This is a genomic window from Comamonas sp. 4034, assembly GCF_050434545.1.
Lineage (GTDB): Bacteria > Pseudomonadota > Gammaproteobacteria > Burkholderiales > Burkholderiaceae_C > Comamonas > Comamonas odontotermitis.
Genome location: NZ_JBNDIT010000001.1, coordinates 334,246 through 358,929, shown reverse-complemented (window position 1 = coordinate 358,929; position 24,684 = coordinate 334,246). Strand labels below are relative to the sequence as shown.

At 63.5% G+C, this 24,684-nt stretch carries 20 protein-coding genes; 9 read left to right on the top strand and 11 right to left on the bottom strand.

Features of this window, described 5'->3' with window-relative positions:
* Window positions 1-54: 54 nt before the first annotated feature.
* A complete protein-coding gene (locus ABIE32_RS01595; RefSeq protein ID WP_224150803.1) occupies window positions 55-921 on the top strand; it encodes a methylglyoxal synthase in 867 nt (288 codons plus the stop codon).
* Window positions 922-940: 19 nt separating this feature from the next.
* Here ABIE32_RS01595 and ABIE32_RS01590 read toward each other — a convergent pair whose 3' ends face one another.
* From ABIE32_RS01590 to ABIE32_RS01575, 4 genes are all read right to left on the bottom strand, one after another.
* Window positions 941-1,342: a VOC family protein gene (locus ABIE32_RS01590; protein WP_429013198.1), complete on the bottom strand. Its 402-nt coding sequence runs from the start codon at window positions 1,340-1,342 to the stop codon at window positions 941-943.
* A gap of 42 nt (window positions 1,343-1,384) precedes the next feature.
* Window positions 1,385-2,323, bottom strand: a complete 939-nt coding sequence (locus ABIE32_RS01585; RefSeq protein ID WP_429013195.1) for an alpha/beta hydrolase — start codon at window positions 2,321-2,323, stop codon at window positions 1,385-1,387.
* 43 nt (window positions 2,324-2,366) lie between these two features.
* Entirely contained in the window at window positions 2,367-3,848 is a 1,482-nt protein-coding gene (locus ABIE32_RS01580) for a flavin-containing monooxygenase (RefSeq protein ID WP_429013193.1), read from the bottom strand.
* A gap of 195 nt (window positions 3,849-4,043) precedes the next feature.
* The gene (locus tag ABIE32_RS01575; RefSeq protein ID WP_429013191.1) at window positions 4,044-5,651 is read right to left on the bottom strand and encodes an alkaline phosphatase D family protein; all 1,608 of its coding nucleotides are present in this window, start codon (window positions 5,649-5,651) and stop codon (window positions 4,044-4,046) included.
* A 312-nt stretch (window positions 5,652-5,963) separates the two neighbouring features.
* Here ABIE32_RS01575 and ABIE32_RS01570 point away from each other — a divergent pair, with 312 nt between their 5' ends.
* Complete coding sequence (locus tag ABIE32_RS01570) at window positions 5,964-7,325, top strand: aspartate aminotransferase family protein (protein WP_224150798.1); 1,362 nt, start codon at window positions 5,964-5,966, stop codon at window positions 7,323-7,325.
* A gap of 81 nt (window positions 7,326-7,406) precedes the next feature.
* Window positions 7,407-8,924 carry a CoA-acylating methylmalonate-semialdehyde dehydrogenase gene (locus ABIE32_RS01565; protein ID WP_429013188.1) on the top strand — a complete coding sequence of 506 codons (1,518 nt, stop codon included), beginning with the start codon at window positions 7,407-7,409 and terminating at the stop codon, window positions 8,922-8,924.
* A 220-nt stretch (window positions 8,925-9,144) separates the two neighbouring features.
* Here the strand turns inward: ABIE32_RS01565 and ABIE32_RS01560 are convergent, their stop codons facing one another.
* Complete coding sequence (locus ABIE32_RS01560; RefSeq protein WP_429013186.1) at window positions 9,145-9,513, bottom strand: hypothetical protein; 369 nt, start codon at window positions 9,511-9,513, stop codon at window positions 9,145-9,147.
* Window positions 9,514-9,659: 146 nt separating this feature from the next.
* A complete protein-coding gene (locus ABIE32_RS01555; protein WP_429013183.1) occupies window positions 9,660-10,262 on the bottom strand; it encodes a hypothetical protein in 603 nt (200 codons plus the stop codon).
* A gap of 459 nt (window positions 10,263-10,721) precedes the next feature.
* Here ABIE32_RS01555 and ABIE32_RS01550 point away from each other — a divergent pair, with 459 nt between their 5' ends.
* The 3 genes from ABIE32_RS01550 to ABIE32_RS01540 all read left to right on the top strand — a co-directional run bounded on the left by ABIE32_RS01550 (window position 10,722) and on the right by ABIE32_RS01540 (window position 14,170).
* A complete protein-coding gene (locus tag ABIE32_RS01550) occupies window positions 10,722-13,034 on the top strand; it encodes an NADP-dependent malic enzyme (protein WP_429013180.1) in 2,313 nt (770 codons plus the stop codon).
* A 167-nt stretch (window positions 13,035-13,201) separates the two neighbouring features.
* On the top strand, window positions 13,202-13,615 hold the full coding sequence (locus ABIE32_RS01545; protein ID WP_429013177.1) for a ribonuclease domain-containing protein: 414 nt from the start codon (window positions 13,202-13,204) through the stop codon (window positions 13,613-13,615).
* 129 nt (window positions 13,616-13,744) lie between these two features.
* Window positions 13,745-14,170 (top strand): barstar family protein, encoded by a 426-nt coding sequence (locus ABIE32_RS01540; protein WP_184711584.1) that lies wholly within the window; start codon window positions 13,745-13,747, stop codon window positions 14,168-14,170.
* A 110-nt stretch (window positions 14,171-14,280) separates the two neighbouring features.
* Here the strand turns inward: ABIE32_RS01540 and rsmA are convergent, their stop codons facing one another.
* The 3 genes from rsmA to ABIE32_RS01525 all read right to left on the bottom strand — a co-directional run bounded on the left by rsmA (window position 14,281) and on the right by ABIE32_RS01525 (window position 19,007).
* Window positions 14,281-15,042: a 16S rRNA (adenine(1518)-N(6)/adenine(1519)-N(6))-dimethyltransferase RsmA gene (gene rsmA / locus ABIE32_RS01535; RefSeq protein WP_429013173.1), complete on the bottom strand. Its 762-nt coding sequence runs from the start codon at window positions 15,040-15,042 to the stop codon at window positions 14,281-14,283.
* A gap of 114 nt (window positions 15,043-15,156) precedes the next feature.
* Window positions 15,157-16,557, bottom strand: coding sequence for a peptidylprolyl isomerase (locus ABIE32_RS01530; protein WP_224150792.1), 1,401 nt, complete (start codon window positions 16,555-16,557; stop codon window positions 15,157-15,159).
* A gap of 11 nt (window positions 16,558-16,568) precedes the next feature.
* Window positions 16,569-19,007 carry an LPS-assembly protein LptD gene (locus ABIE32_RS01525; protein WP_429013170.1) on the bottom strand — a complete coding sequence of 813 codons (2,439 nt, stop codon included), beginning with the start codon at window positions 19,005-19,007 and terminating at the stop codon, window positions 16,569-16,571.
* Between the two features lie 114 nt (window positions 19,008-19,121).
* On the opposite strand from ABIE32_RS01525, the gene ABIE32_RS01520 reads away from it, so the two are divergent.
* Both ABIE32_RS01520 and ABIE32_RS01515 read left to right on the top strand, forming a co-directional pair.
* Window positions 19,122-20,288, top strand: a complete 1,167-nt coding sequence (locus ABIE32_RS01520; protein WP_377779674.1) for an aminoglycoside phosphotransferase family protein — start codon at window positions 19,122-19,124, stop codon at window positions 20,286-20,288.
* A gap of 91 nt (window positions 20,289-20,379) precedes the next feature.
* Entirely contained in the window at window positions 20,380-21,117 is a 738-nt protein-coding gene (locus ABIE32_RS01515; protein WP_377779673.1) for a 16S rRNA (uracil(1498)-N(3))-methyltransferase, read from the top strand.
* Between the two features lie 25 nt (window positions 21,118-21,142).
* Here the strand turns inward: ABIE32_RS01515 and ABIE32_RS01510 are convergent, their stop codons facing one another.
* Complete coding sequence (locus tag ABIE32_RS01510; protein WP_429013167.1) at window positions 21,143-23,446, bottom strand: molybdopterin cofactor-binding domain-containing protein; 2,304 nt, start codon at window positions 23,444-23,446, stop codon at window positions 21,143-21,145.
* Window positions 23,443-23,925 (bottom strand): (2Fe-2S)-binding protein, encoded by a 483-nt coding sequence (locus tag ABIE32_RS01505; protein ID WP_429013164.1) that lies wholly within the window; start codon window positions 23,923-23,925, stop codon window positions 23,443-23,445. The genes ABIE32_RS01510 and ABIE32_RS01505 overlap by 4 nt, the downstream gene beginning before the upstream one ends.
* A 144-nt stretch (window positions 23,926-24,069) precedes the next feature.
* On the opposite strand from ABIE32_RS01505, the gene ABIE32_RS01500 reads away from it, so the two are divergent.
* Entirely contained in the window at window positions 24,070-24,678 is a 609-nt protein-coding gene (locus ABIE32_RS01500) for a nucleotidyltransferase family protein (RefSeq protein ID WP_429013162.1), read from the top strand.
* The last annotated feature ends 6 nt before the right edge of the window (window positions 24,679-24,684 follow it).

Genomic DNA, 24,684 nt, shown 5'->3' with positions numbered 1-24,684 from the left:
GGTGTGGTTTTGGCGCTATGCTTTCCCCTCACTTGCCACACCACGGGACTGACCATGCTTTTGGGCCTTGCTGCCAACCGTTTGCACCACCGCAGCGATGATGCGGCGCTGTTCACCTTTTTGCGCGCTTGCGAGCAGGGCATCCGCGAGCTGAATATCGGCTTTCATGCCGTGGGCCGCACCTACGACGCGATTGCTGCCGCCGAAATGCTCAAGGGCCACAAAGGCCTGGTGCGCTACCCCTACGGGCGTGAAGGCGGGCTGATGAAGCTGGTGGCCGAAGTGGTGGGCATGCCCGGCGAGGGGCGGGTGCTGGACGGCGCCATCTACCTGACCGATCCGGTCGATCCCTCCTCCATTTTCCCCGAAGCGCTGGCCCTCAAGCGCCAGTGCGTGATCCACGGCAAGCCCTTCATCTCGACCGTGGCGAGTGCGCGCGACTGGGTGGAGATGGAGCGCATCCACGCAGGCCTGCCGCGTGACCGCCATGCAGACAGCCTGCACAGCTATGCATCGCAGACCCTGGCGCTGATTGCCCACGATGCGATGAAGCCCGCCATGCTGGAGTTTGCGGCGGCGAATTTCGAACTGCTCTCGCGCTACAGCCGCCGCGTGGGCACGGGCACCACGGGCCAGAAGCTCAACGAGATGGCCTGGAGCAAGGGCTGGCCCGCCGGCACACCCTGGGTGGACCGCTACAACAGCGGCCCGCTGGGGGGCGACGCGCAGATTGCCGATCTGGTGCTGGAAGGCCGCTGCCAGCGCGCCATCTTTTTTGAAGACCCGCATGTGGCCCGCCAGCATGAGGCCGACATCCAGCTGCTGGAGCGTGCGGTGACGACCAAGACGCTCGATGTGGTGTGTATGACCTCGCCCGCCGTGGTGCAGCGCTGGTGCGATGCCGCCGTCAGGCGGGCGTAGGCTCTCGGGTTAGCGGCTTTCAGCCCACTTCGTTGGACACCTCGATCAGGTTCTCATCGGGGTCGTAGAAATAGACGGATTGCAGCACTGCCTGTGCGCCCGTGGCACGCACCGGCCCCTGCACGACGGCAACCTGTTCGCGCTGCAGGTGCGCGATGAAATCGGCCAGCGGCATGCGGGTGAGAAAGCACAGATCGGCAGAACCTGGCGTGGCATGCTTCACGTTTGGGTCGACAACCTTATCGACTTCGTGCAGGTTGATCTTTTGCCTGCCAAAGTGCAGCGCGTGGCGGCCGGGCTTGAACTCTCTCGCCCTCATGCCCAGAACCCGCTCGTAAAAGGCAATGCTGCGCGGGATGCTGTGCACGGTGAGCACCAGGTGGTCGATGGCGTCGACCAGGGTTTCGGTGGTGGGGGGCATACGGTTTTCTTCTGGGAATTCACTCAGAACGTGTTTACGTTCTCAGGGCCGCAACATGCGCCCAAACTGCGCGGTGCTTTCATCGATGGCCTGTTGCGCGCCCGTCGACCAGCGGCCCATGTCGAAGAATGCATGGATCATGCCGTCGTAGCGCCGCGTGTCCACGGGCACACCGGCAGCCTGCAGGGCACGGCCGTAGGCTTCGCCCTCGTCGCGCAGCGGGTCGTATTCGGCAGTCACGATAAGGGCAGGCGGCAGGCCCGTCAGATCTTTTGCCTGCAGCGGAAACAGGCGCGCATCGTCGCTGCTGGTGCCGTCCCCGGCATAGTGGCCGTAGAACCATTCCATGCTGCGTTTTTCGAGCAGGTAGCCGGTGCCGTTCTCGTCGATGGAGCGGTGGCCTGCCTGCAGATGGTCGAGCGCCGGATAGATCAGGAACTGGGCCTGCAGGGCGGGCGCTGTGCCGCGCAACAACTGGCAGACGGCGGCTGCGAGGTTGCCGCCTGCACTGTCGCCCGCAATGCCCACGGCACGGTTGCCGCCCAGGCCAGCAGTCTGGGCCTGTATCCACCGCGTGGCGGCCACGGCATCTTCCACCGCTGCGGGAAAGGGGTGCTCCGGCGCCAGGCGGTAGTCCACCGAGACGACCACGGCAACGCTGCCCTTGCACAGCGAGCGGCAGATGTTGTCGTGCGTGTCCAGATCGCCAATCACCCAGCCGCCACCGTGGAAGTACACAATGGTCGGAAAAGGCCCGACGCCTTTGGGGCGATAGATGCGGGCCTTCAGGATACCCGCTGGCCCGGGGATGTGGATGTCCTCCACCCGGGAGACGGGTACGGTCTGCTCGGGCGTGCGGGTGCCATGGGTGAAGGCGAGGTAGCTGTCGCGGCCTTCCTGCGGCGTGCCTTCCCACCGGGGTTTGGCATTGGCGTCCTTGACCATCTGCACGATGGCGGCAATTCCGGGTTCGAGGGGCATGGCTGGGGTGTCCTTGTCGGCGGTGGAGGGGGAGCGCGGGGGCTCAGCGGTAGACGAGCACGTCTTCCTGCAGGCTGACCTGGGGCAGGGTGTCGCGGTCCTGGTCATAGTCGTGCAGGTGCGTCCAGGGTTCGCGGTCTCCACTGCGATGCATGAGATGCTGCGAGCGTGTGATGTAGCCGGGGTTGAAGTTGCTGGCATCGCACCAGGGCTGCAGCGCCATGTCCGCATCCTGCGGGCGCAGGGTGGCGGTGACCGAGCGCTTGCCCGTCTGGTCGAGGTGCGCGAGCATGCGGCATACCCAGTCGCTCACCAGCTCGACCCGCAAGGTCCAGCCGAAGCGGAAGTAGCCCATCACGTAGGCCATGTTGGGCAGGCCATTGATCATGACGCCCCGGTACGGCACGCGCTGGCTGAAATCGACGCGCTCGCCGTCGACGGTGAAAGGCACATCGTCAAACAGCTTGAGGTTGAAGCCCGTGGCGCTGACGACGATGTCGGCATCGAGCCGCTCGCCCGAAGTGAGCACGATGCCCCGGGCGTCGAAATTCTCGATGCCATCGGTCACCACCGAGGCCTTGCCGCTGTTGATGGCGTCGAACATGTCGCCGTCGGGCACCACGGCGATGCGCTGCTGCCAGGGGCGGTAGGCCGGGTTGAAATGCTTTTCCACATCAAAGCCGTCGGGCAGGCGTGCGCGGATGTCGTCGAGCAGGCGCTTGCGCAGGGCCTCGGGGTCTTCCTTGCCCATGTGCGCAAACTTGGTCGATTGGGAGATGTGGGCGCGGCGCAGGATCTCGTGCACCCACTCGTCGGGGAGGTCCAGCTCGCGCAGCGGCGCCTCCAGCGGGTGGCTGCGCGGGCGCGAGAGGAAGAAGGTCGGTGTGCGCTGCAGCATGGTGACATGGCCTGCATCGGGCGCCATGGCTGGAATCAGCGTGGCCGCCGTCGCCCCCGAGCCGATCACCACGACGCGCTTGCCGTGGTAGTCCAGGTCTTGCGGCCACAGCTGCGGGTGCACGATCCGGCCCTGGAAGTTCTCCAGCCCCGGCCAGTGTGGGGTGAAAGGCTTTTCATGGTCGTAATAGCCCTGGCACAGCCAGAGAAACCGGGTGGTGATGGTTTTTTCGGCGCCGCTGTCCAGCAGCCGTACCGTCACCGTCCATTGCTGCTCCTGCGCGGACCAGCTGGCGGCGGTCATCTGGTGCTGGTAGCGGATATAGGGCGCCAGCTGGTTTTCTTCGATGACATCGGTCAAGTACTTGCGGATTTCGTCGGCGGTGGCGATGGCCGTGCCGCGCCAGGGCTTGAAGCGGTAGCCATAGGTGAAGAGGTCGCTGTCCGAGCGTGCGCCCGGGTAGCGGTGCGTCCACCAGGTGCCGCCATGGCCGGGGTTGCGCTCGAGCACGGCAAAGCTGCGCCCGGGGTGCTGTTCCTTCAGGTGGTAGGCCGAGCCGATGCCTGAAACGCCGGCGCCGATGATGAGCACATCCACATGCTCGGATGTGTGCTGTGCAGTTGCCATGGACTTGTCTCCTGTGCGGGGATGCTGACGAGAATAGAGACGGTCAGGCGCGGCGCTTGTCGTTTGAGCGACTGGCGTGCTGGCGCCAGTCGTGCAAGTTGTGCCTGTGGTGACGGCGGCGTAAAAGGAAAAGCCGCAGCGCCCGAGGCATCTGCGGCTTTCCTGAAAGGCGTGTCGGTGGCGGGCGGGCGGCGCTCAGGCCTGCTGCGGCTCCAGCGTCTTGGTATAGAGCGAGGCGCCGTTCAAATCCTTGAGCACCACGGTGAGCGCACGGCTTTTGTGGTCGATATCGAGCTGGCCGAAGAACTGGAAGCCCTCGCTCGGGGCCGAGTTAGCCTTGGGCGGTGCCTTGTGGAAGACGACATCAAGGCCGAAGGTCTTGTCCACCTCGTTTGGCCCAAAGCCGCCTGCATTGAGGGGGCCGGAGACGAACTCCCAGAACGGCGCAAAATCCTTGAACTGCGCGCGCTCGGGGCTGTAGTGGTGGGCGGCGGTGTAGTGCACATCGGCCGTGAGCCACACCACGTTGTGAATGCCTGCGTCCTTGATGCCCTTCAAGAGGCGCGCCATCTCCAGCTCGCGCCCCTTGGGCACGCCGTGCTCGCCGTTGGCAATCGCCTCCCACTGGTCGCGGCCTTCGGCGTCCTTGCCATCGGGCACGAACAGGCCGATCGGCATATCGGCGGCAATCAGCTTCCAGGTGGCGGTGCTGGCCTTGAGGCCCGCCAGCAACCAGTCGAGCTGGGGCCGGCCGAGGAAGTCCGTCTCCGCGCTTTCCACCGTCTGCAGGTTGTGGGTGTTGGGACCACGGTAGGTGCGCATGTCCAGCACAAAGAGGTCGGCCAGCGGGCCTTGGGGCAGGTGGCGGTATACGCGCTGCTGCTCGGCGGCGCCGAAGGGGCGTATGGGGGCGTATTCCATGAAGGCGCGGCGGCCTCGGGCGGTGAGCAGGTGCACGTTCTTTTCGGTGTAGCGCTTGTCGTTCGCAACGCTCTTGCTGTCCGAATAGTTATTGGTGACCTCGTGGTCATCCCACTGCCAGATCTGTGCGACCTCGCTGCCCAGCGCACGCACGTTGCGGTCCATCAGGTTGTAGCGGTAACGGCCCCGGTACTCGTCGAGCGTTTCGGCCACCTTGGCCACCTGGGGCGTCACCAGGTTCTTCCAGGTGCCGCCATCGGGCAGGGCGACGGTCTCGGAGATGGGGCCGTCGGCGTAGATAGTGTCGCCGCTGTGCAGAAAGACATCGGGGTTGGTCTTGCGCATTTCGTCATAGATGCGCATTCCGCCAATGCCTTCATTGATGCCGTAGCCCTGGCCCACCGTATCGCCGCTCCACACCAGACGGAAAGGGCGCGTGGCCGGACCCTGGCTTGCGAGCGGCGTGCGGAAATGCCCTTGCACGGCAGGTGCGCGGGTGTTGCTGCTTGCCAGGTCATCGAGCACCACGCGGTAGAAGATGTCCTGCCCGGCGGGCAGGCCCTGCAGATCGACGCGGCCGGTGCCGTCGGTATCGGGCAGCAGGTCGGGGCCGCGCACCAGGGTGCTCTGGGCAAAGCTGCTGGTGGTGGACCATTCCACCCGCATGCGCGCCTCACGGCTGGCGCGGGCCCAGACGATGGCGCTGTTGGCCAGCACATCGCCGCTTTGCAGGCCTGACAGCAGCAGGGGCCGTGCGGCATCCTGTGTAATGGCAGCAGGCGCCGTCTGCGCGCGCAGAATGCCCGGCAGCAGGCTGGTGCCCGCCATGGCGGTGGACGAGAGCAGAAAGCGGCGGCGGGCGGATGGATCGTGGGAGGACATGTCGGTTTTATCGGTGGCAGCAAAACCGCCACCTTAGCCTTGCCGTGTGACGCCGTGATGAAGCATAAAACAATGCTTTGGCGCTTTCTGCATGCACACTAATAGCTACATTATTGATAGCTGAAAAACGTGTGAGTGGTGCCGCATGCCTGCGGCTCCCTGGGGCGTTTTCGCCGGTTTTGCCACCTTTTTTACTTGCAAAAAACCGCAAGTGAGCTTTGATATGTCAATATTTGAATAAGAAAAAAACCGGCCCACAATGCCACATCCACACTGGAAAACACGGGACGCCGCCGTTCCAAGGAGAAAACCATGAGCTTTGTGCAGATCGACGAAAAGACCGCAGGCGCCGCGCTGCGCACCGACGCCGCCTGGCTGGAGGCGCATTGGATGCCGTTCACCGGCAACCGCAACTTCAAGGCCAAGCCGCGCATGATCGTGGGCGGCCAGGGTGCCTACTACACCGATGGTGAAGGCCGCAAGATTTTTGACGGCCTGTCGGGCCTGTGGTGTTCGGGCATTGGCCATGGCCGCAAGGAAGTGGCAGAAGCCATCGGCAAGGCCGCGCTGCAGCTTGATTACGCCCCCGCCTTCCAGTTCGGCCATCCTGCCTCGTTCGCACTGGCCAACAAGATCAAGGAACACACGCCCGCCGGGCTGGATCACGTGTTCTTCACCGGCTCGGGCTCGGAAGCTGCCGACACCTCGCTGAAAATGGTGCGCGCATACTGGCGCCTCAAGGGGCAGGCCAGCAAGACGGTGCTGATCGGCCGCGAAAAGGGCTACCACGGCGTCAACTACGGCGGCATCTCGGTGGGCGGCATCGGCGGCAACCGCAAGATGTTTGGCCAGGGCATTGCGGCAGACCATCTGCCCCACACCCAGCCACCCGCAGGCACCTTCCAGAAGGGCATGGCTGAAGACGGTGGCCGCGCGCTGGCCGACAAGCTGCTTGACGTCATCGCCCTGCACGACGCGAGCAACATCGCTGCCGTGATCGTCGAGCCCTTCTCCGGCTCGGCAGGCGTGGTGATTCCGCCCAAGGGCTATCTGGAGCGCATCCGCGAGATCTGCACGCAGAACAACATCCTGCTGATTTTTGATGAAGTCATCACCGGCTTTGGCCGTTGCGGCGCCTGGACGGGTTCGGAAGCCTTTGGTGTGGTGCCCGATATCCTGAACTTTGCCAAGCAGGTGACCAACGGCGCGCAACCGCTGGGCGGCTGCGTGGTCACCAAGGAAATCTACGACACCTTCATGGCCGCTGGCGGGCCGGAATACATGCTGGAGTTTGCCCACGGCTACACCTACTCGGCCCACCCTGTGGCCTGCGCAGCGGGCGTGGCGGTGATGGACATTCTGGAGAAGGAAGACATGCCCGGCCGCGTGAAGGCGCTGGCGCCTTACTTCGAGAATGCCGTGCACAGCTTGAAGGGTGCCAAGCACATCGTCGACATCCGCAACTATGGGCTGGCAGCGGGCTTTACCATTGCGCCGGTGCCAGGCGAGCCTGCCAAGCGCCCTTATGAGATCGCGATGAAGTGCTGGGAAAAAGGCTTCTACGTGCGCTATGGCGGCGACACCATCCAGCTGGCGCCACCCTTCATCAGCGAAAAGGCCGAAATCGACCGCCTGATCAACGCCCTGGGCGATGCGCTGGCGGAAGTGAACTAAATTACTATAAAACCAATAGCTGCTGGCGCTCTTGTGTAGGGCGCTGGCGCCGTTTTTGATTTGAATCCAAGAGAGATTGTGATGAACCACGACAAGAATGTGACCGCCACCGTTGGCCACTTGATCGACGGCAAGATCGTGCACGATGGCGGCCGCACCCAGCCCGTGTTCAACCCCGCCACTGGCCAATCGACTGTGAGCGTCGAGCTGGCCAGCAAGGCCACGGTGGAAGCGGCCATCGCTTCGGGCGAAAAGGCTTTCCCTGCGTGGCGCAATACGCCGCCGCTCAAGCGCGCACGTGTGATGAGCAAGCTCAAGGTGCTGCTGGAAGAAAACGCCGACAAGATTGCCGCCATGATCACCGCCGAACACGGCAAAGTGCTGGCCGATGCTCATGGCGAGCTGCAGCGCGGTATCGAGAACGTGGAATTTGCCAGCTATGCGCCTGAGCTGCTCAAGGGCGAGCACAGCCGCAACGTGGGCCCCAATATCGACAGCTGGAGCGAGTTTCAGGCGCTGGGCGTCACGGCAGGCATCACGCCATTCAACTTTCCAGCCATGGTGCCGCTGTGGATGTGGCCCATGGCCGTGGCCTGCGGCAACAGCTTTGTCCTGAAGCCCTCCGAGCGCGACCCCACCAGCGCCCTGTTCATTGCCCAGCTGGCGCTGGAAGCGGGCCTGCCGCCCGGCGTGCTGAACGTGGTCAACGGCGACAAGGAAGCGGTGGACACGCTGCTGCACGACCCGCGCGTCAAGGCCGTGAGCTTTGTCGGATCGACCCCGATTGCCGAATACATCTATGGCGAAGGCTGCAAGAGCGGCAAGCGCGTGCAGGCCCTGGGTGGCGCCAAGAACCACGCCGTGGTCATGCCCGATGCCGATGTCGCCAACGCGGTGAACGCCATGATGGGTGCTGCCTATGGCTCCTGCGGCGAGCGCTGCATGGCGGTGCCGCTGATCGTCTGCGTGGGCGACGAGGTCGCCGAAAAGATGATTGCCGGCCTCAAGACCGAAATCGCCAAAATGAAGGTCGGCCCAGGCACCGACAACGCCAACGACATGGGTCCACTGGTCACCAAACCGCATTTCGAGAAGGTGAAGGCGTATGTGGACAGCGGTGTTGCCGAGGGCGCGCAACTGCTGATCGACGGCCGCACGCTCAAGGTGGCGGGCCACGAAGAAGGCTACTTCCTCGGCCCCTGCCTGTTTGATGGCGTCAAGCCCGGCATGAAGATCTACCAGGAAGAAATCTTCGGCCCCGTGCTCGGCATCGTGCGGGTGAAGACGCTGCAGGAAGCAATACAGCTCATCGACGACCACGAATACGGCAACGGCACCTGCATCTTCACCCGCGATGGCGAGGCTGCGCGCTACTTCACCGACCACATCCAGGTTGGCATGGTGGGCGTGAACGTGCCCCTGCCAGTGCCCGTGGCCTACCATTCCTTCGGTGGCTGGAAGCGCAGCCTGTTCGGCGATCTGCACGCCTACGGCCCCGATGCCGTGCGCTTCTACACCAAGCGCAAGACGATCACCCAGCGCTGGCCCTCGGCAGGTGTGCGCGAAGGCGCGGTGTTCAGTTTCCCCAGCAGCCGCTGATCGCCGTCTGGCCCAGCAAGAAACCACAAGGGCGCCAATGGGCGCCCTTTGTCATGGTGCGTGCAGGCGTGATCGGCTTGCGTTCGTGATCCATGGTGCTGGTATGCAGGTATGGGGTTATTGGCTCTCGGCACTTACCCATTAAGTGCCTATAGCTATAAAAAATAATAGCTTTGATTTCCTTTGGTGTGGTCAGCCACGCCGCGTTACGCCGCATGGCCTATTTTCCGTCCCCGTCATGCTGTGCGCCCTTGCTGTCGGTGATGGCAGCGCCCATGCCTGCGGCGGGGTTGACGCCTCCGCCCTGTGCATCAGTGGGGGTTGCGCTCGCGCTGGGGGCCGTGGCTGATGCCAGTGCAACCGCAGGCGGCAAGGGTTCCTGGGTATCGGCCTTGGCATGCGGCAGCACGTCATGCAACTTGACGATGGGGTCGTTGAAAAGGGGCTTGTCAGGTACGGGCTGTATCTGTGCCGCCACCGTGCCCGGCGGTGCCGAGGCATGGACGGAATGCGCCTGGTCGCAGGCGCTCAGCAGTGCGGCGCTGGACAGCAGCAGGGCCACCAGGGCCGTTTGCGAAGATCGTGGCATATGTTCCCCCTTTTTTCCAGTCAACAGGCGTGCCTGCGGCAAACGCTTGGTAGAGCCATTGTGCAGGGGCGGGGGCCATTGCGTTGTCAGCCGATGGCGGCAATTGCACGCAGGATTGCGGGTGAAACGGGGCTTTCGACGGGTGCTTAACGCTGGCCCGTGAGTGCCAGATAGGCATTGCGCGTGGCGGGCGATACGCTCTGCACCACCTGCTCGTAGGTGGTCTGGTTGCGCAGCTGCATGCGCGCGGAGGCCACCGCCTTGGATTTGCAATACCAGTGGCAGGTGTGCTGCATCAGGTACATCTCGGCCAGCAAGGTGTAGGCGCGCTCCTTGGGGCTGCGTCCCTCGGCATTGGCCACCACGGCGGCAATGCCGTCCGCATGGATGCGAATGGCCGTGCGCAGGTCAAAACTGCCCCGGTCGCCCTGCAGTTTTTCGATCAGCCGGGCAAACGGAAAGCCCAGCGCCTGGGTGCCGATGCGGAAGGTGGCGCCATTGGCAGGCTCGGGCGCCTTGGCCAGCGCGTCGGCAAAATTGCCGAACTGGCTTGCCAGGCTGTTTTCCACCGGCTGCTGCAGCTCCCAGATCTGCTGCTGGCGCGCGGGGTCCTTTTCATCGAGCGCACGCATGTAGCTGCCCACCAGGCGCTCCATCAGCTTTTCAATGTCGTAATTACGCAAAAAATGCGCCAGCACGGCAATACGCTGCTTTTGGGCCTTGGTGCGCAGCACAAAGCTTACGACCAAAATAAGAAGAACCAGTAGCAACAAATCCATGACAGGTGGGCCCAAGCGGCCAGAAATAGCGCAAATATGCATTCTATCGGCAGCAGGCTCCTGCCGTGTGGCCGGGCATGTGTTTCATGGCGGTTTAAGAAATGGAATCGCACTCTGGAGGCACTGCGCTTTGTTGCAGTGCAGCGAGTCCATCACAAAAGGTCATAACTCTTTTTCATGGGACTTGGCGGCTTTCGCAATGCGGCATGATGAGGCCTGCGCCTACAATGGCCTGCAGTGGCGCTGTGTACAGACCGCAAGGCTTTGCGGCCTGTTTACGGATTTGCCTTCAACCGTCGGTGGATGGTTTGCCGGGAATGCCTGCCTCGTAACGGCGGTGCTGTCGGCATCGCTTCCGGCCTTGAGTGCATATCCCCGTCAGTTGCCTTGTTTGTGATTGCTGAATGCTGAGTGATGCCGGAGATCGCTATGACTGATAAGAATTCAACACCGACCGCGGTGGATAAACGTGCCCTGTTGCGCCAGTCCGCACTGGAGTATCACCAGTTTCCCCGCCCCGGCAAGGTGGCGATTGCGGCCACCAAGCCCATGGCCAACCAGCACGATCTGGCGCTGGCCTACTCGCCCGGCGTCGCTGCCCCTTGTGAGGAAATCGTCAAGGACCCCGCTGCGGCCTTCAAGTACACCAGCCGAGGCAATCTGGTGGCCGTCATCTCCAACGGCACGGCAGTGCTGGGCCTGGGCGACATCGGCGCCTTGGCTTCCAAGCCGGTGATGGAAGGCAAGGGCGTTCTGTTCAAGAAATTCGCTGGTGTTGACGTCTTTGACATTGAAATCAATGAAAAAGACCCGCAAAAGCTGGTGGATGTGATTGCCGCGCTCGAACCCACCTTTGGTGCCATCAACCTGGAAGACATCAAGGCGCCCGAGTGCTTCTTTGTGGAGCGCGAACTGCGCAAGCGCCTGAACATTCCGGTCTTCCACGACGACCAGCATGGCACGGCCATCACCGTGGCTGCGGCCATGGTCAACGCGCTCAAGGTGGCGGGCAAGAAGATTGACGAGGTGAAGCTGGTGGCTTCGGGCGCAGGTGCTGCAGCGCTGGCCTGCCTGAACCTGCTGCTGGAGATCGGTCTCAAGCGTGAGAACGTCATGGTCACCGACATCGCTGGCGTGGTCTACAAGGGCCGTACCGAGCTGATGGATGAAGATAAGGTGCTTTTTGCGCAAGATACCGACAAGCGCACGCTGTCGCAGGTGATCGACGGCGCAGACGTGTTCTTGGGCCTGTCTGCGGGCGGCGTGCTCAAGCCGGACATGGTGCAGCGCATGGCAGCGCGCCCCATCATCTTTGCGCTGGCCAACCCCAACCCCGAAATCACGCCAGAAGACGCCAAGGCGGTGCGCGACGACATCATCATGGCCACCGGTCGCTCGGACTACCCGAACCAGGTCAACAACGTCCTGTGCTTCCCCTACATCTTCCGTGGTGCGCTCGACTGCGGCGCCACCACCATCACCACCGAGATGGAAATCGCCACGGTGCACGCCATTGCCGATCTGGCACAGGCAGAGCAGACCGAAGAAGTGGCCAACGCCTATGCGGGCCAAGATCTGTCCTTCGGTCCAGAATACCTGATCCCCAAGCCGTTTGACCCGCGCCTGATGATGAAGATCGCCCCGGCTGTGGCCGAGGCCGCTGCTGCATGTGGCGTGGCGGAGCGCCCGATCCAGGACATGGATGCCTACCGCCAGCATCTGCAGACCTTTGTCTACGCATCCGGCACGGCCATGAAGCCCATCTTCATGGCAGCCAAGAAGGCCGCCAGAAAGCGCATTGCCTACGCGGAAGGCGAGGAAGAGCGTATCTTGCGTGCAGCGCAGATCGTGGTGGACGAGCGCGTCGCCCGCCCCACGCTGATCGGTCGCCCCGCCATCATTGCCCAGCGCATCGAGAAATTCGGTCTGCGCCTGCGGGAAGGCGTGGACTACGACATCGTGAACGTGGAACAAGACCACCGTTATCGTGATTTTTGGCAAACTTATCATCAGATGACGGAACGCAAGGGCGTGACCGTGCCGATTGCCAAGATCGAGATGCGCCGCCGCCTGAGCCTGATCGGCAGCATGATGCTGCACAAGGGCGAAGTGGACGGCCTGATCTGCGGCACCTGGGGCCAGACCATGCATCACCTGCAGTACATCGAGCAGGTGATCGGCCGCCGCGCGGGTGTGGACACCTTTGCCTGCATGAATGGCCTGCTGCTGCCGGACCGCCAAGTCTTTCTGGTGGACACGCATGTCAACTACGACCCGACTGCCGAGCAGCTGGCCGAAATCACCATCATGGCGGCCGAGGAGTTGACGCGCTTTGGCATCAAGCCCAAGGCGGCCTTGTTGTCGCACAGCAACTTTGGCTCGTCCAACCAGCCCAGCGCCATCAAGATGCGCCAGGTGCTGGACCTGCTCCGGGTACAGGCGCCTTGGCTGGAAGTGGATGGCGAAATGCATGGCGATGTGGCGCTGGACCCCAAGCAACGCGCCAACGTGATGCCCAACAGCCCGCTGACAGGCGGGGCCAATCTGCTGGTGCTGCCCAATATCGATGCGGCCAATATCAGTTACAACCTGCTCAAGACGGCCGCTGGCGGCAATATCGCGATTGGCCCCATCCTGCTGGGTGCTGCCCAGCCAGTGCACATCATGACGCCAAGCGCCACGGTACGCCGCATCGTCAATATGACGGCAATTGCAGTGGCAGATGCGAATTTTGCACGCTGATAGCAACGATTTGACACCACTCAGTGGACTGCCTCGGGTCCGCTGAATGGTGAAAGTCTGAGATGCCTGCTCAAATTTTGGGCAGGCTTCTTGCATTTTGGGGGGTAATCCGTCACACTGGCTGGCTGAATTTTCGGGATAACCCGTAATTCTGAAAGGTGTCGTGAATGCTGAATGCACTGGCTTCGATAGCCCGCCGGTCTGTGATGGTGTGTGTGGCGAGCGCCGGTGTCATGCTGGCGCCGGGCTTGGCGCAGGCGCGCGGTGGGATGTTTTCCGGTGATGGACTGGATACCGTGGCGCTGGCAGAGCTGCCCGCTCAGGGCCGCAAGACCTATGCATTGATTCTGGACGGCGGCCCTTTTCCGCACGACAAGGATGGGGTGGTATTTGGTAACCGCGAACGTATTTTGCCCCGGCAAAAACGGGGCTATTACCGCGAATACACCGTGAAAACCCCGGGCTCACGCGACCGAGGCGCGCGCCGCATTGTCTGCGGCGGCCAGGTGCCCACGGTGCCGGACACCTGCTATTACACCAGCGACCACTACAGCAGCTTTCGCCGTATTGTGAATGAGTGAGTCAGAACCGTCCTATGTCGCTTTTCCGCAAGAAACGGCTTGCGCTGAGGGATCGGGTAGGTCAACAATGCCAATGGAACCCCTGATGGGGCATGGTTTTTCAAGATGCTAATGGAAAGAGCTACGGAGATGGACGCTCCACTTCGTCAGGTACAGGATACGCCGCTGCGCTTTGTGCGACCGAACATCGTGCAGGCCATCCGCGCCTACCGCCTGGAAGATCTGCGGGATGCGGCCCAGGCACTGGGCCAGCATTTTTTGTATGCCAATCTGGCGCATGCCTTGTCAAAGGCCGATGTGCTGGAGTTGATCGGCATGCAGTTCTACTTCCCGCCGCACTATGGCAAGAACTTTGATGCGCTGTACGACTGCCTGACCGATCCGCTGCACAAAAGTGGCCCGCAACCTGGCTTTGTCGTGGTGCTGGACCAGATTCCAACCGCCATGAAGTTTGACCGGGAGGCGCGTGAGCAACTGCTCGACGTTTTCATGGACGCGGCCGAGTACTGGGCAGAGCGCAAGATTCCGTTTCGCTGCTTTTACTCGTTTCTGTAGAACGGTACGATTACACCTGCAAGAACGCCCGGCTAAGCCGGGCGTTTTTATTTGGGAGAAATACGCTGCCAGCGTACAGCTGGCAAGCGCATTTTGCTATCCATTTTCAATCACGAGAAATGGGTCGCCAGCGCTTCGTACTCGGCCACGGGTACTTCTTCGGCACGGCGCTGCAGGTCGAAATCGCCAGCAAAGCCTTTTTGCTCCAGCCATTTGCCCAGGGTGTTGCGCAGAATCTTGCGCCGCTGGCTGAAGGCGACCTGCACCATCTCTTCGAGCACCTTGGGGTTGAGCTGCGCAGGCTGCTCGCGCGGCACCATGCGCACCACGGCACTGTCCACCTTGGGGGGCGGGTCAAAGCTCTCTGGCGGCACAAACAGCACGTTCTCCATGGCGTAACGCCATTGGAGCATCACGGTGAGGCGCCCGTAGTCGGAGGTGGCGGGCCGGGCCACCATGCGGTCGATCACCTCTTTTTGCAGCATGAAGTGCTGGTCCTGCACCACATCCACCTGTTCGAGCAGGTGAAACAGGATGGGGCTGGAGATGTTGTAGGGCAGGTTGCCAACCACGCGCAGCTTGGGCACGCCCAGGTGCTGGGCGATGGCGCGAAAGTCTACCTTGAGCACGTCGGATTCGACGACATCGAGCTCGGGCCGCAGGCGCAGACGCACGGCCAGATCGCGGTCCAGCTCGATCACGGTGAGCTTGCCCAGGCGCTCGACGAGGGGCTGGGTGAGCGCCATGAGGCCAGGGCCGATCTCGACCATGGGCTGGCCGGGCTGCGGGTGGATGGCCTGGACGATGGAGTCGATGATGCCGCCGTCGGTCAGGAAGTTCTGGCCAAAGCGTTTGCGGGGAATGTGTTTCATGCAATGACAAAGCGGTGCCAAAGCACCGCCTGAAAAATAAGGGAAGACCTGCGGCCTTTATCGATGATGACACCGCCGCACTGCCACAGCAGCAGGCAGGGTCATCCAGGTTGGTTACTGTGGCGGATCGCGGTATTCCACATAGGCGCGGGCACGCGCTTCCTGCGCCCAGGTGTTGAAGGATTGCTCCAGCTTTTTCTCGCGCACGATGTTGCGCACCAGGTCGCGCTGCTCGCGCTGGTTCAGCTTGGCTTCGCGGCGGCCTTCCAGCTGGATCAGGTGGATGCCGAAGCGCGAAGCGATGGGCTGGCTGATATCGCCGGGCTGCAAGGCATTCATGGCTTCTTCGAACTCGGGCACGAACTGGTGCGGGTTGGTCCAGCCCAGGTCGCCGCCGCTCTTGGCGCTGCCGTCTTCCGAGTAGCGGCGCGCCAACTCTTCAAACGTGTCCTGGCGGTCCATCACACGGCGGCGATAGTCTTCAAGGCGCTCCACCGCCTGCGCTTCGGTCAGCTTGGGGCCGGGGCGCAGCAGGATGTGGCGGACATGGCTCTGGGTGACGATGGCGGGTACTTCGCCAGTGTTCTTCTCCAGCACCTTGAGCACGTGAAAACCTGCAGGCGAGCGTATCGGCCCGGCAATGCCGCCAACAGCCGTGGACTTGGTGGCGTTGACGAACAGCTCGGGGTAGCGGTCGGCAGGGCGCAGGCCCATGGCGCCGCCGCCCTTGCCGTCGGGTACGTCCGAGAATTCGCGCACGGCGCTGTCAAAGCTTTCGCCGCCGCGAATCTTGTCCACTGCAGCCTGGGCTTTGGCCTGGAGCTTCTGCACTTCATCGGGGCTGGCGTTTTCCGGCACCGCCACCAGGATGTGGCCCAGGTTCAGTTGCACCGCCGAATCGGCCACACCGGCCTTGGCCTTCTGTTCGCGCAGGTACTGGTCCACTTCCAGGTCGTTGACCTTGACCTTGGCGTCAACTTCCACTTCGCGCAGTTTCTGGATCGTCAACTGCTTCTTCAGATCGGCGCGGAACTGGGCGGGTGCGATGCCTTCGCGCTGCAGGCGTTCTTGCAGTTGCGGCATGGTCAGGCTGTTCTGGCGGGCGACGTTTTCCTCGGCCTGCTGGATGGCGAAGCTGTCCACCGAGATGTTGCGCTCGGCAGCCATCTGCAGCTGGATCTTCTGCGCGATCAGCATTTCCAGGGCCTGGCGGCGCATGGCGGAAGGAGAGAGCGCGTTGCTGCTGTCGGCCTGCGCCACCATGCGGTCGTACTGCTGCTGCACTTCGACGTTGGTGATGGGCTCGGAATTGACGACGGCGACGATGAAGTCCGCCGAGCGGGGCGTCAGTTGCGTGCTGCGGGAGCTTGCCGGCGCGCTGGCGCCTGCTGTTTCCTTGAGGCGCATGCCGCCCGCTCCCTTGTCATTGGCCTGCTTGAACCCCTGTGCCGAGGTTGCCGTGGCCAGCAGCGCCAGGCTGCAGGCTGCGCTCCAGGTAAGAATGCGTTGTTTCATGTTCGAATGCATCAATCGTAATTGCTGAAGCGGCTGGGAACGGCTGCTCCCTTGCCGGTGGGCAGCATTTGGTAGCCGGGCACGTTGTCGCGCATGCTGACCAGCGGGTCGGAACCCAGGGTGAGACGGGTCAAGCCGGTGAACTCGATCTGGAACAGCAGCTTGGTGTTGGCTTGCACCAGCGAATTCTGCAGGCGCTGCAGCACGACACGGCTGCTCCAGCAGCAACCGGCGTATTCCAGGCCGATGACCGAATCCACCAGCTTCTTGTCGCGCATGCTGTAGTTCAGGCGGCCGACAGTGTACCAGCGGCCTTCGCCCTTGGCTTTTTTGCCGCCGTCGCTGAAGATCTGGTCGACCGGCCACTGCCAGCCAACGTCCCACTGCTCGCTGGTCTGTGCCTGGAAGCGGTAGGCCACGGCCAGGGTCTTGTAATCGCCTGGCTTGTAGCGGGCAGACATCGTGGAGCGCACCGAGCGGCCATCATCCGGGTTGAACTGCACGGTGGTGTCAAAGCCCCATTTCGGCGTCCAGTTGATGCCGGCGCCCAGCATGATGTCCGACCAGCGCTCGTTTGCCGGGCTGGCGCCGGGCATGACAACCTTCTGGTCGGAAAAGCGCAGGCGCTGGGCAATGCCGAAGCGCGCGGCTTCTGCGCCGGTATCGGCGTCCAGAAAGCGGGTGGTGGCACCCACGGTCAGCATGTTGTTGTCGGCAATGCGGTCGTAGCCGCTGAACGAATTGGAGCTGAAGATGGTGGCAAAGCTGAAGTCGTACGGCGCCGTGTCGTACACCGGCACCATGCTCTGGTCGCGGTAGGGCGTGTAGGTGTAGAAGGCGCGGGGCTCCAGCGTCTGGATCAGGTTGCGGCCAAACAGCTGCGTATTGCGCTCGAACACCAGGCCGCTGTCGAGGCTGACGGTGGGAATCGTCAGGCTCTTGCTGCTCACGGTGCTGTAGAGCGAGTTGTCGAAACCGTAGTGGCGCGAGTTGAGCATCAGCTTGGGCGTGATGAAGCCCTGGGGTGCCACGAAGGGGCGGCTGATTTCGGCCTGCACGTAGCCGCGGTCGGCATTGGGCTGGCGCAGCAGGTTTTCGTCGGCGCGGAAACGGGTTGCATCGGCTTCGATGGTGGCTTCCAGACCGAACGGCAGGTTCTGCGGGGTGTAGCGGTACTGCAACTGCGGCATGCGGTCATACGGCGGCACGATCGGCGAGAGCGGATCCTGCAGCGTCTGCCACTTCTGCGCACGCAGCAGCAGGCTGTGGTCGTCGCGCGACCAGCTGACCGAGGCTTCGCTGTTGAGCAGGCGCTCGTTGAGCTTGTAGCCATTGCTCTGGAAATCGTGCCAGTAGTCCGAGTCGCTGACGCGCTTGAGGTTGATGTTCAGGCCCAGGCCGCCGATGGGCGAATCGAGGCTGCTGGTGTGCTGCCACAGCCACGACCAGCGGTCCCGGTCGCGTAGCTTGTCGCCGGGCATGTACAGACCGGCCAAGGTGCCTCTGTAGGTCGGCTCCAGGTAGCGGAACTCACCGGCCAGCGCCGCGCCGCGCTTGAGCATGACCGTCGGCGTGATGGTAGCGTCGCGGTTGGGGGCGATGTTCCAGTAATAGGGCTGCGAATAGGTGAAGCCGCTGTCGCTGTCCAGGGACATGGTGGGCGGCAGCAGGCCAGACTTGCGCTTTTCCGACAGCGGAAAGCTCATGCGCGGCACGGGAAGGATCGGTATGCCCTTGAACTCAAGCACGGCGTTTTCGGCCACGCCCACTTCTTCGAGGGTGTCGATGCTGATCTTGTCGGCGCGGATCATCCAGTCCGGCGTCCAGGTAGCTTCATCATTGCGCTGGCAGGTGGTGTAGGTGCCCTGGTGCACCACCGAGCGGTCGCGGTCGATGAAATCCACCTGCGAGGCCACGCCATAGGCGTTGTTCTGGAGCAGGCGGTAGTTGGCGTCCTTGAAGTAGCCCTCGAAAGAATCGAGCTGCAGTTGCAACTCGGTGCCATCGAATACGCTGCCTGCGCGGTTGATGTGTACGTTGCCGTCGGCATAGGCCGTGTCGGTGGGTTCGTAGTAGCGCAGGCGGTCGGCGCGGATCATGGTGTCAGCGCGGCGCAGCATGGCATTTCCGGTGACGGTGGTCATATCGGCGGTCTGCCCGGTCAGATCGTCGCCCTCTATGAACACCGGCATCTGACCGCGCTGGTTGGAGCCCAGGGCTTCTTGCAGGCGGGGGCTGCTGCGCAACACCAGGCCCGCATCGTCAGTGGCTGCTGCGGGCGCGGTCTGGCCTATGGCCGGGGCCGTCCACAGCATGGCCATGCACAGGCTGGCGATGGCCGTGGTGGAAAAGCGTGTGGATGCCGCTGCCATGCGCTGCGCACCGCCGGCTGCGCGGCGTGCAGGGCGGGATGAGCGGGGTGCCACATCGGTCAAAACGTGAATATCCATGGGAAATTGCCACTGGCCTGTACATCATGCAGCGCATGCAGGCGGGTCTGCGCCCCGTCGGGGCGGCGGGGCTTTGTAGAATCTGCATTATCCATGAGCCATTCTATTTCCCCCATGTCTGACCTTATTGCTGCAAATTCTGCAGCGCCTGCTCCATCTGACACTGCCGCGCAATCTTTACCGGTCGTTACGGCTGTCGCCTGGGCCGATCCTGTCCGCGAAGCCCTGTTTGCGGGGTGGCTGCAGGCCGTGGCGGACAAGCATGGCCTCTTGCCAGCCAGCGTGCGCCTGGCTTCTGCCGACGCCAGCTTTCGCCGCTACCTGAGAGTTGATGACAGTCAAGGTGGAACACGCATCATCATGGACGCGCCGCCCGACAAGGAAAACAGCGAGCCTTTCGTGAAGGTGCAGGCCCTGCTGGCGCAGGCGGGCTTGAATGCGCCCCAGATCCTGGATTGGGATGCTGCCAACGGCTTCCTGCTGCTGTCGGACCTGGGCACGCAGACGGTGATTGAAAAGCTCAACCCTGCGGACCCCAATGCCGCCCACGCCTGGTATATGCAGGCCGTCGATATTCTGGTGGACTGGCAGAAGGCATCGCAAGAAGGCGTGCTGCCCCCGTACGACGAAGCCGTGCTGCGCCGCGAACTGCAGCTGTTTCCCGACTGGTACATCGCCAAGCACCGGGGCGTGGTGCTGAACGACAAGCAGCAGGCCGTGCTGCAGGGCGCGTTTGACGCCATCGTGGCACAGAACCTGTCGGTGCCGCGCGTGTTCGTGCACCGCGACTTCATGATGCGCAACCTGATGGTGCCGTGGGATGCGGCCGTGTCAGCCCAGCCGGTCGGCGCCCTGGGCGTGCTGGATTTCCAGGACGCACTTCATGGCCCCATCACCTATGACATTGCCAGCCTGCTGCGCGATGCCTTCATCAGCTGGGACGAGGATTTCGTCATCGACATCACCATCCGCTACTGGGAAAAGGCCCGCAAGGCCGGCCTGCTGGGCGCCCAGAGCGCCAGCGGCTTTGGCGAGGATTTTGGCGATTTCTACCGTGCGGTGGAGTGGATGGGCATTCAGCGCCATCTGAAAGTGGCAGGCATCTTTGCCCGCCTGACCTTGCGCGATGGCAAGCCCCGGTACCTGGCTGACACGCCGCGCTTCATCCAGTACATCTGCGCCACGGCTGCGCGTTACCGCGAACTCAAACCCCTGCTGCGCCTGGTGCAGGAGATCGAAGGCATCGAGGAGCAGGGCGGTTGGGTGATCGGTCGCGGCTGATGCGCGGCAGCAACTAATGAGAAATCGAAATCTGGCGCCCGACCATCAAGCGCCAGTAGCTATTAAAACTATAGTATTTCTGGCCTGAAACATGCCCCGTTTTTATTGCCCTGTGGAACTGCGCACTGGCGCCGAGCTGGATCTCCCCGCCGAGGCTGCGCGCCATGTGCAGGTGTTTCGCATGCAGCCGGGCGACGGCATTACCCTGTTCAATGGCACGGCGGGGGTGCCTGCGGGTGAATATGCGGCCACCATCATGCAGATGGGCCGCAACCATGTCACCGTACGCATCGACAGCCATGCCGCCGTCGAGCGCGAGGCCGCTGTGGCGGTGCATCTGCTGGCCGGTATCACGGCAGGCGAGCGCATGGAGTGGCTGGTGGAAAAGGCCACCGAGCTGGGTGTGGCCAGCATCACGCCACTCGAGGCAGAGCGTTCCGTGATGCGCCTCAAGGGCGACCGGGCGACGAAGCGCCAGGAGCGCTGGCAGGCCATTGCGGCCAGCGCCTGTGAGCAGTGCGGTCGCAACCAGGTGCCGGTCATCCATGCGCCGGTCGATCTGGCGCAGTGGAGCCGGGCAGATGCGCTGGCGGGTGCCCAGCGTCTGGTGCTGTCGCTGGCCGAGGGCACACAGCCGCTGCCCGTGGCCTTGCAGGCACGCGCGGCAACGCAGCCAGTGGTGTTCCTCTCCGGCCCCGAGGGGGGCCTGAGCCCCGCCGAAGAAGCGTTGGCCCGTACCCACGGCTTTGCCCCGGTCACCCTGGGCGCGCGGGTGCTGCGCGCCGAGACCGCGCCCCTGGCGGCGCTGGCCTACCTCGCCGCGCTGTAAACGCGGTAAACGAGGCGCTCGGCGCTCAGCTGCGCTTGACTTGCCGCACCGGCAGATCCCGCACGCGCACGCCGGTTGCCGCAAAGATGGCGTTGCACACGGCAGGCGCCACAGGGGGCAACGGCGGCTCGCCCACCCCGCCGGGGGGCGTGAGCAGGTGGTTGTTGACCAGGTGGGTGCGGATGACCGGCGGCGATGCGTTGTGGCGCAGCACTTCGTAGTCGTGGAAGTTGCTTTGCCTGCATTGGCCCTTGTCAAAGCTGATCTCGCTCATCAACGCAATGCCGATGCCCATGACGGCCGAGCCTTCCATCTGTGAGCGGATGCGTTCGGGGTTGACTTGCGGGCCGCAGTCGAGCGCCATGTCCACGGCCAGCACCTTGACCTGGCCTTTGTCATCCACCTCTACCTCGACCACGGTGGCCGCATAGGTCACAAAGCTGTAGGAAAACGCCAGCCCCAGGCCGCGCCCCTTGGGCCGCTTGCGCCCCCAGCCAGCGCCGCGTGTGGCCGCTTCGATCACATCGCGCAGGCGCCCGGTGTCGTAGGGGTAGCGTTCGGGGTCTTCGCTGTAGTTCCAGGCGTCGGCCAAGGCCTTTTCCGGATTCAGCTTTCTGGCCGGGCCGATCAGGTCCAGCGCGTACTGCTTGTGGTCCTTGCCTGCATGGTGGGCCAGCTCGGCAATGAAGCACTGGGTGGCGAACGCATGCGGAATGTTGTAGACCGAGCGGAACCAGCCGATGCGCGAGTGGGCGGGCACATTGCCCGTTTCAATGCGCACATTCGGTATCCGGTAGGGCATGTTGATGGCGCCCATGCCCAACTCCATCGGGCTTTCGCCTTGCGCATTGGGGTCGAACAGGGAGCTGATGGTGGGCGAGACCGTGCGGTGCAGCCAGCTGTCCGGCAGGCCTTTCTTGCCGATGGCCGCTTCCAGGTGCTCCACCGCTACGGCGTGGTAGTAGTCGTGCTGGATGTCGTCCTCGCGCGTCCATACCAGCTTCACCGGCGTGCCGGGCATGGCCTTGGCCACCAGCGCGGCTTCCACCACATAGTCGCACTTGGATTTGCGGCCAAACCCGCCACCCAGCAGCCCGCATTGGACCTTCACTTTCTCGGGCGACAGGCCCAGGGCCTTGGCCACGTAGTTCAGCGCGGTCTGCGGGTCCTGGCTGGATGTCCAGATCTCGCACTGGCCATCCTTGACCAGGGCGGTGGCCACGGGGGGTTCCATGGACGCATGCGCCAGCGTGGGGATGTAGTACTCGGCGGTGATGCGCTGCGCTGGTTTGGCCTTGTCCCACACGGCGGCCACATCGCCTTCGTTGCGCACCGATTTACCGGGCGCGCGGGCCGCCTTCTCCAGGGTCTGGCGGTAGCTGGCCGAGTCATACTGGGTGTGCGGGCTGTCTTCCCAGGTCAGCTCCAGCGCCTTGCGGCCCTGCATGGCCGCCCAGGTATTGCGGGCCACCACGGCAACCCCGCCCAGGGGGCTGAACGCAGGGGCGCCCTGGTACATGGGTATCTCGACCAGCTTGAGAACACCCGGCACCTGCATGGCCTTGTCGCCATTGAAGCTGCGCAGCTTGACGCCCAGCACCCCAGGGCGCGCCACCACGGCGTACACCATGCCCGGCATGTGCTGGTCCATGCCGTATTTGGCCTGGCCCTTGCCGATGGCTTCCAGATCCACCATGCGCACCTGGCTCTTGCCGATGTAGCGGAACTCCGATTCCTTCTTGAGGCGGCGCTGGCTCTCGGGTGGCACCGCCAGCTTGGCTGCCGCCTGTGCGAGCGCTCCGTATCCCAGGCGCCTGCCGCTGGCGCTGTGCACCACCTCGTGCTGCACGGCCTTCACCTGTGCCACCGGCACGCCCCACTGGGCGGCAGCGGCCGCTTCCAGCATCTGGCGTGCGGCGGCGCCCACGCGGCGCATGGGCATGAAAAAGTGGCGCATGCTGCGCGAGCCGTCCACGTTCTGGTTTCCATAGCGGGCTTCGTTGGCTTCGGCCTGCTGCACCTGCACCATGTCCCACTTGGCTTCCATCTCGTCGGCCACGACCATCGGAAGGCTGGTGCGCACGCCGGTGCCCATTTCCACGCGGTGGGCGATGATGGTGACGACTCCGCTGTCCGCGATGGAGACGAAGACCAGCGGATCGTCCACCGTGCCGCCAGGCATGGAATCGGCTCCGTATTTCTTGGCTTCTGCCGGTGTGGCGGCCCACACCTTGCCTTGCGCGGTGACTGCCAGGGTCAGCCCGGCAACGCCAGCCTGCAGCAGCTGGCGGCGCGAGAGGCCATTGAGGTTCTTGTCGCGTGCATTCATGATGGCGCTCCCGTCCCTGCCTTGGCCAGATTCTTGGCCGCCAGCTGGATGGCGGCATGGATGCGCAGATAAGCGCCGCAGCGGCAGAGGTTGCCGCTCATCGCATCGCTGATCTCCTGGTCCGACGGGCTCTTGTTGCTCTTGAGCAGGCCGATGGCCGACATGATCTGCCCGGCCTGGCAATAACCGCACTGGGCCACGCTCAGTTCCACCCAGGCGGCCTGTACCGCGCGGCCGATGGCATCGGCCTCCTGGTGTTCGATCGTTGCCACCTGCACGCCCTGCAGCGCAGAGATGGGGGTGACGCACGAGCGGGTCGGCTGGCCGTCGACATGCACGGTGCAGGCACCGCACATCGCCATGCCGCAGCCAAATTTGGTGCCGGTCATGCCCAGTTCGTCGCGCAGCACCCACAGCAGTGGGGTGTCGTCCGCAGCTTGCACGGTTTGCTGCGTACCGTTGATGGATAGTGTCGCCATGGGGGTCTTGTCTGTTTTGGATCGTGGGGGGGAGGGAAGCGCCACATGAATTTGCGTAGAAACGCCCGGCGCGTCAACGTCTCGCGCGCATCACGGCCTGCTGTCCTACATGGACGGCAGCGGCGGCGAATGATGCTCACGAACATGCCTGCCGCCGCACCTTCTTCCGATCAACGCTTTGAAGACGCCGTTGTCGTCGTGCTTGCAGCCGGGCAGGGGCGTCGTTTTGTGCAATCGGGTGGCAGCGGCAGCAAACTGCAGGCACAGCTCAAGGGGCGCGCCGTGCTGGACCACGTATTGGCTGCCGTGCAGGCCAGCGGTCTGCCCTGGCATGTGGTGGATGCCATGCCAGCGGGCACCGGTATGGGCGACTCCATTGCAGCCGGGGTGCGCGCCACGCCGCAGGCCAGTGCCTGGCTGGTGCTGCCGGGTGATCTGCCTCTGGTGCAGGCCGCTACCCTGGTGTCTCTGGCGCAGCAATTGCAGGATGCAAGACCTCGGGGCATTCGCTGCGTGGTGCCCCATTACGACGGCCAGCGAGGCCATCCGGTGGTGTTTGATGCCCTTTGCTACCCGGCGCTGAGCCAGCTCAGCGGCGAGCAGGGGGCTGCCAGTGTGGTGCAGGCCCTGCGCGCGGCGCGGCAGGTGCAGGATGCGCCGGTGCTGGATGCTGGCGTGGTGAGCGATGTGGATACGCTCGAAGATCTGCAGCGGCTGGCGCGCCTTGCGGCGGCGTCAGCTGCCATGGAATGAGGATGT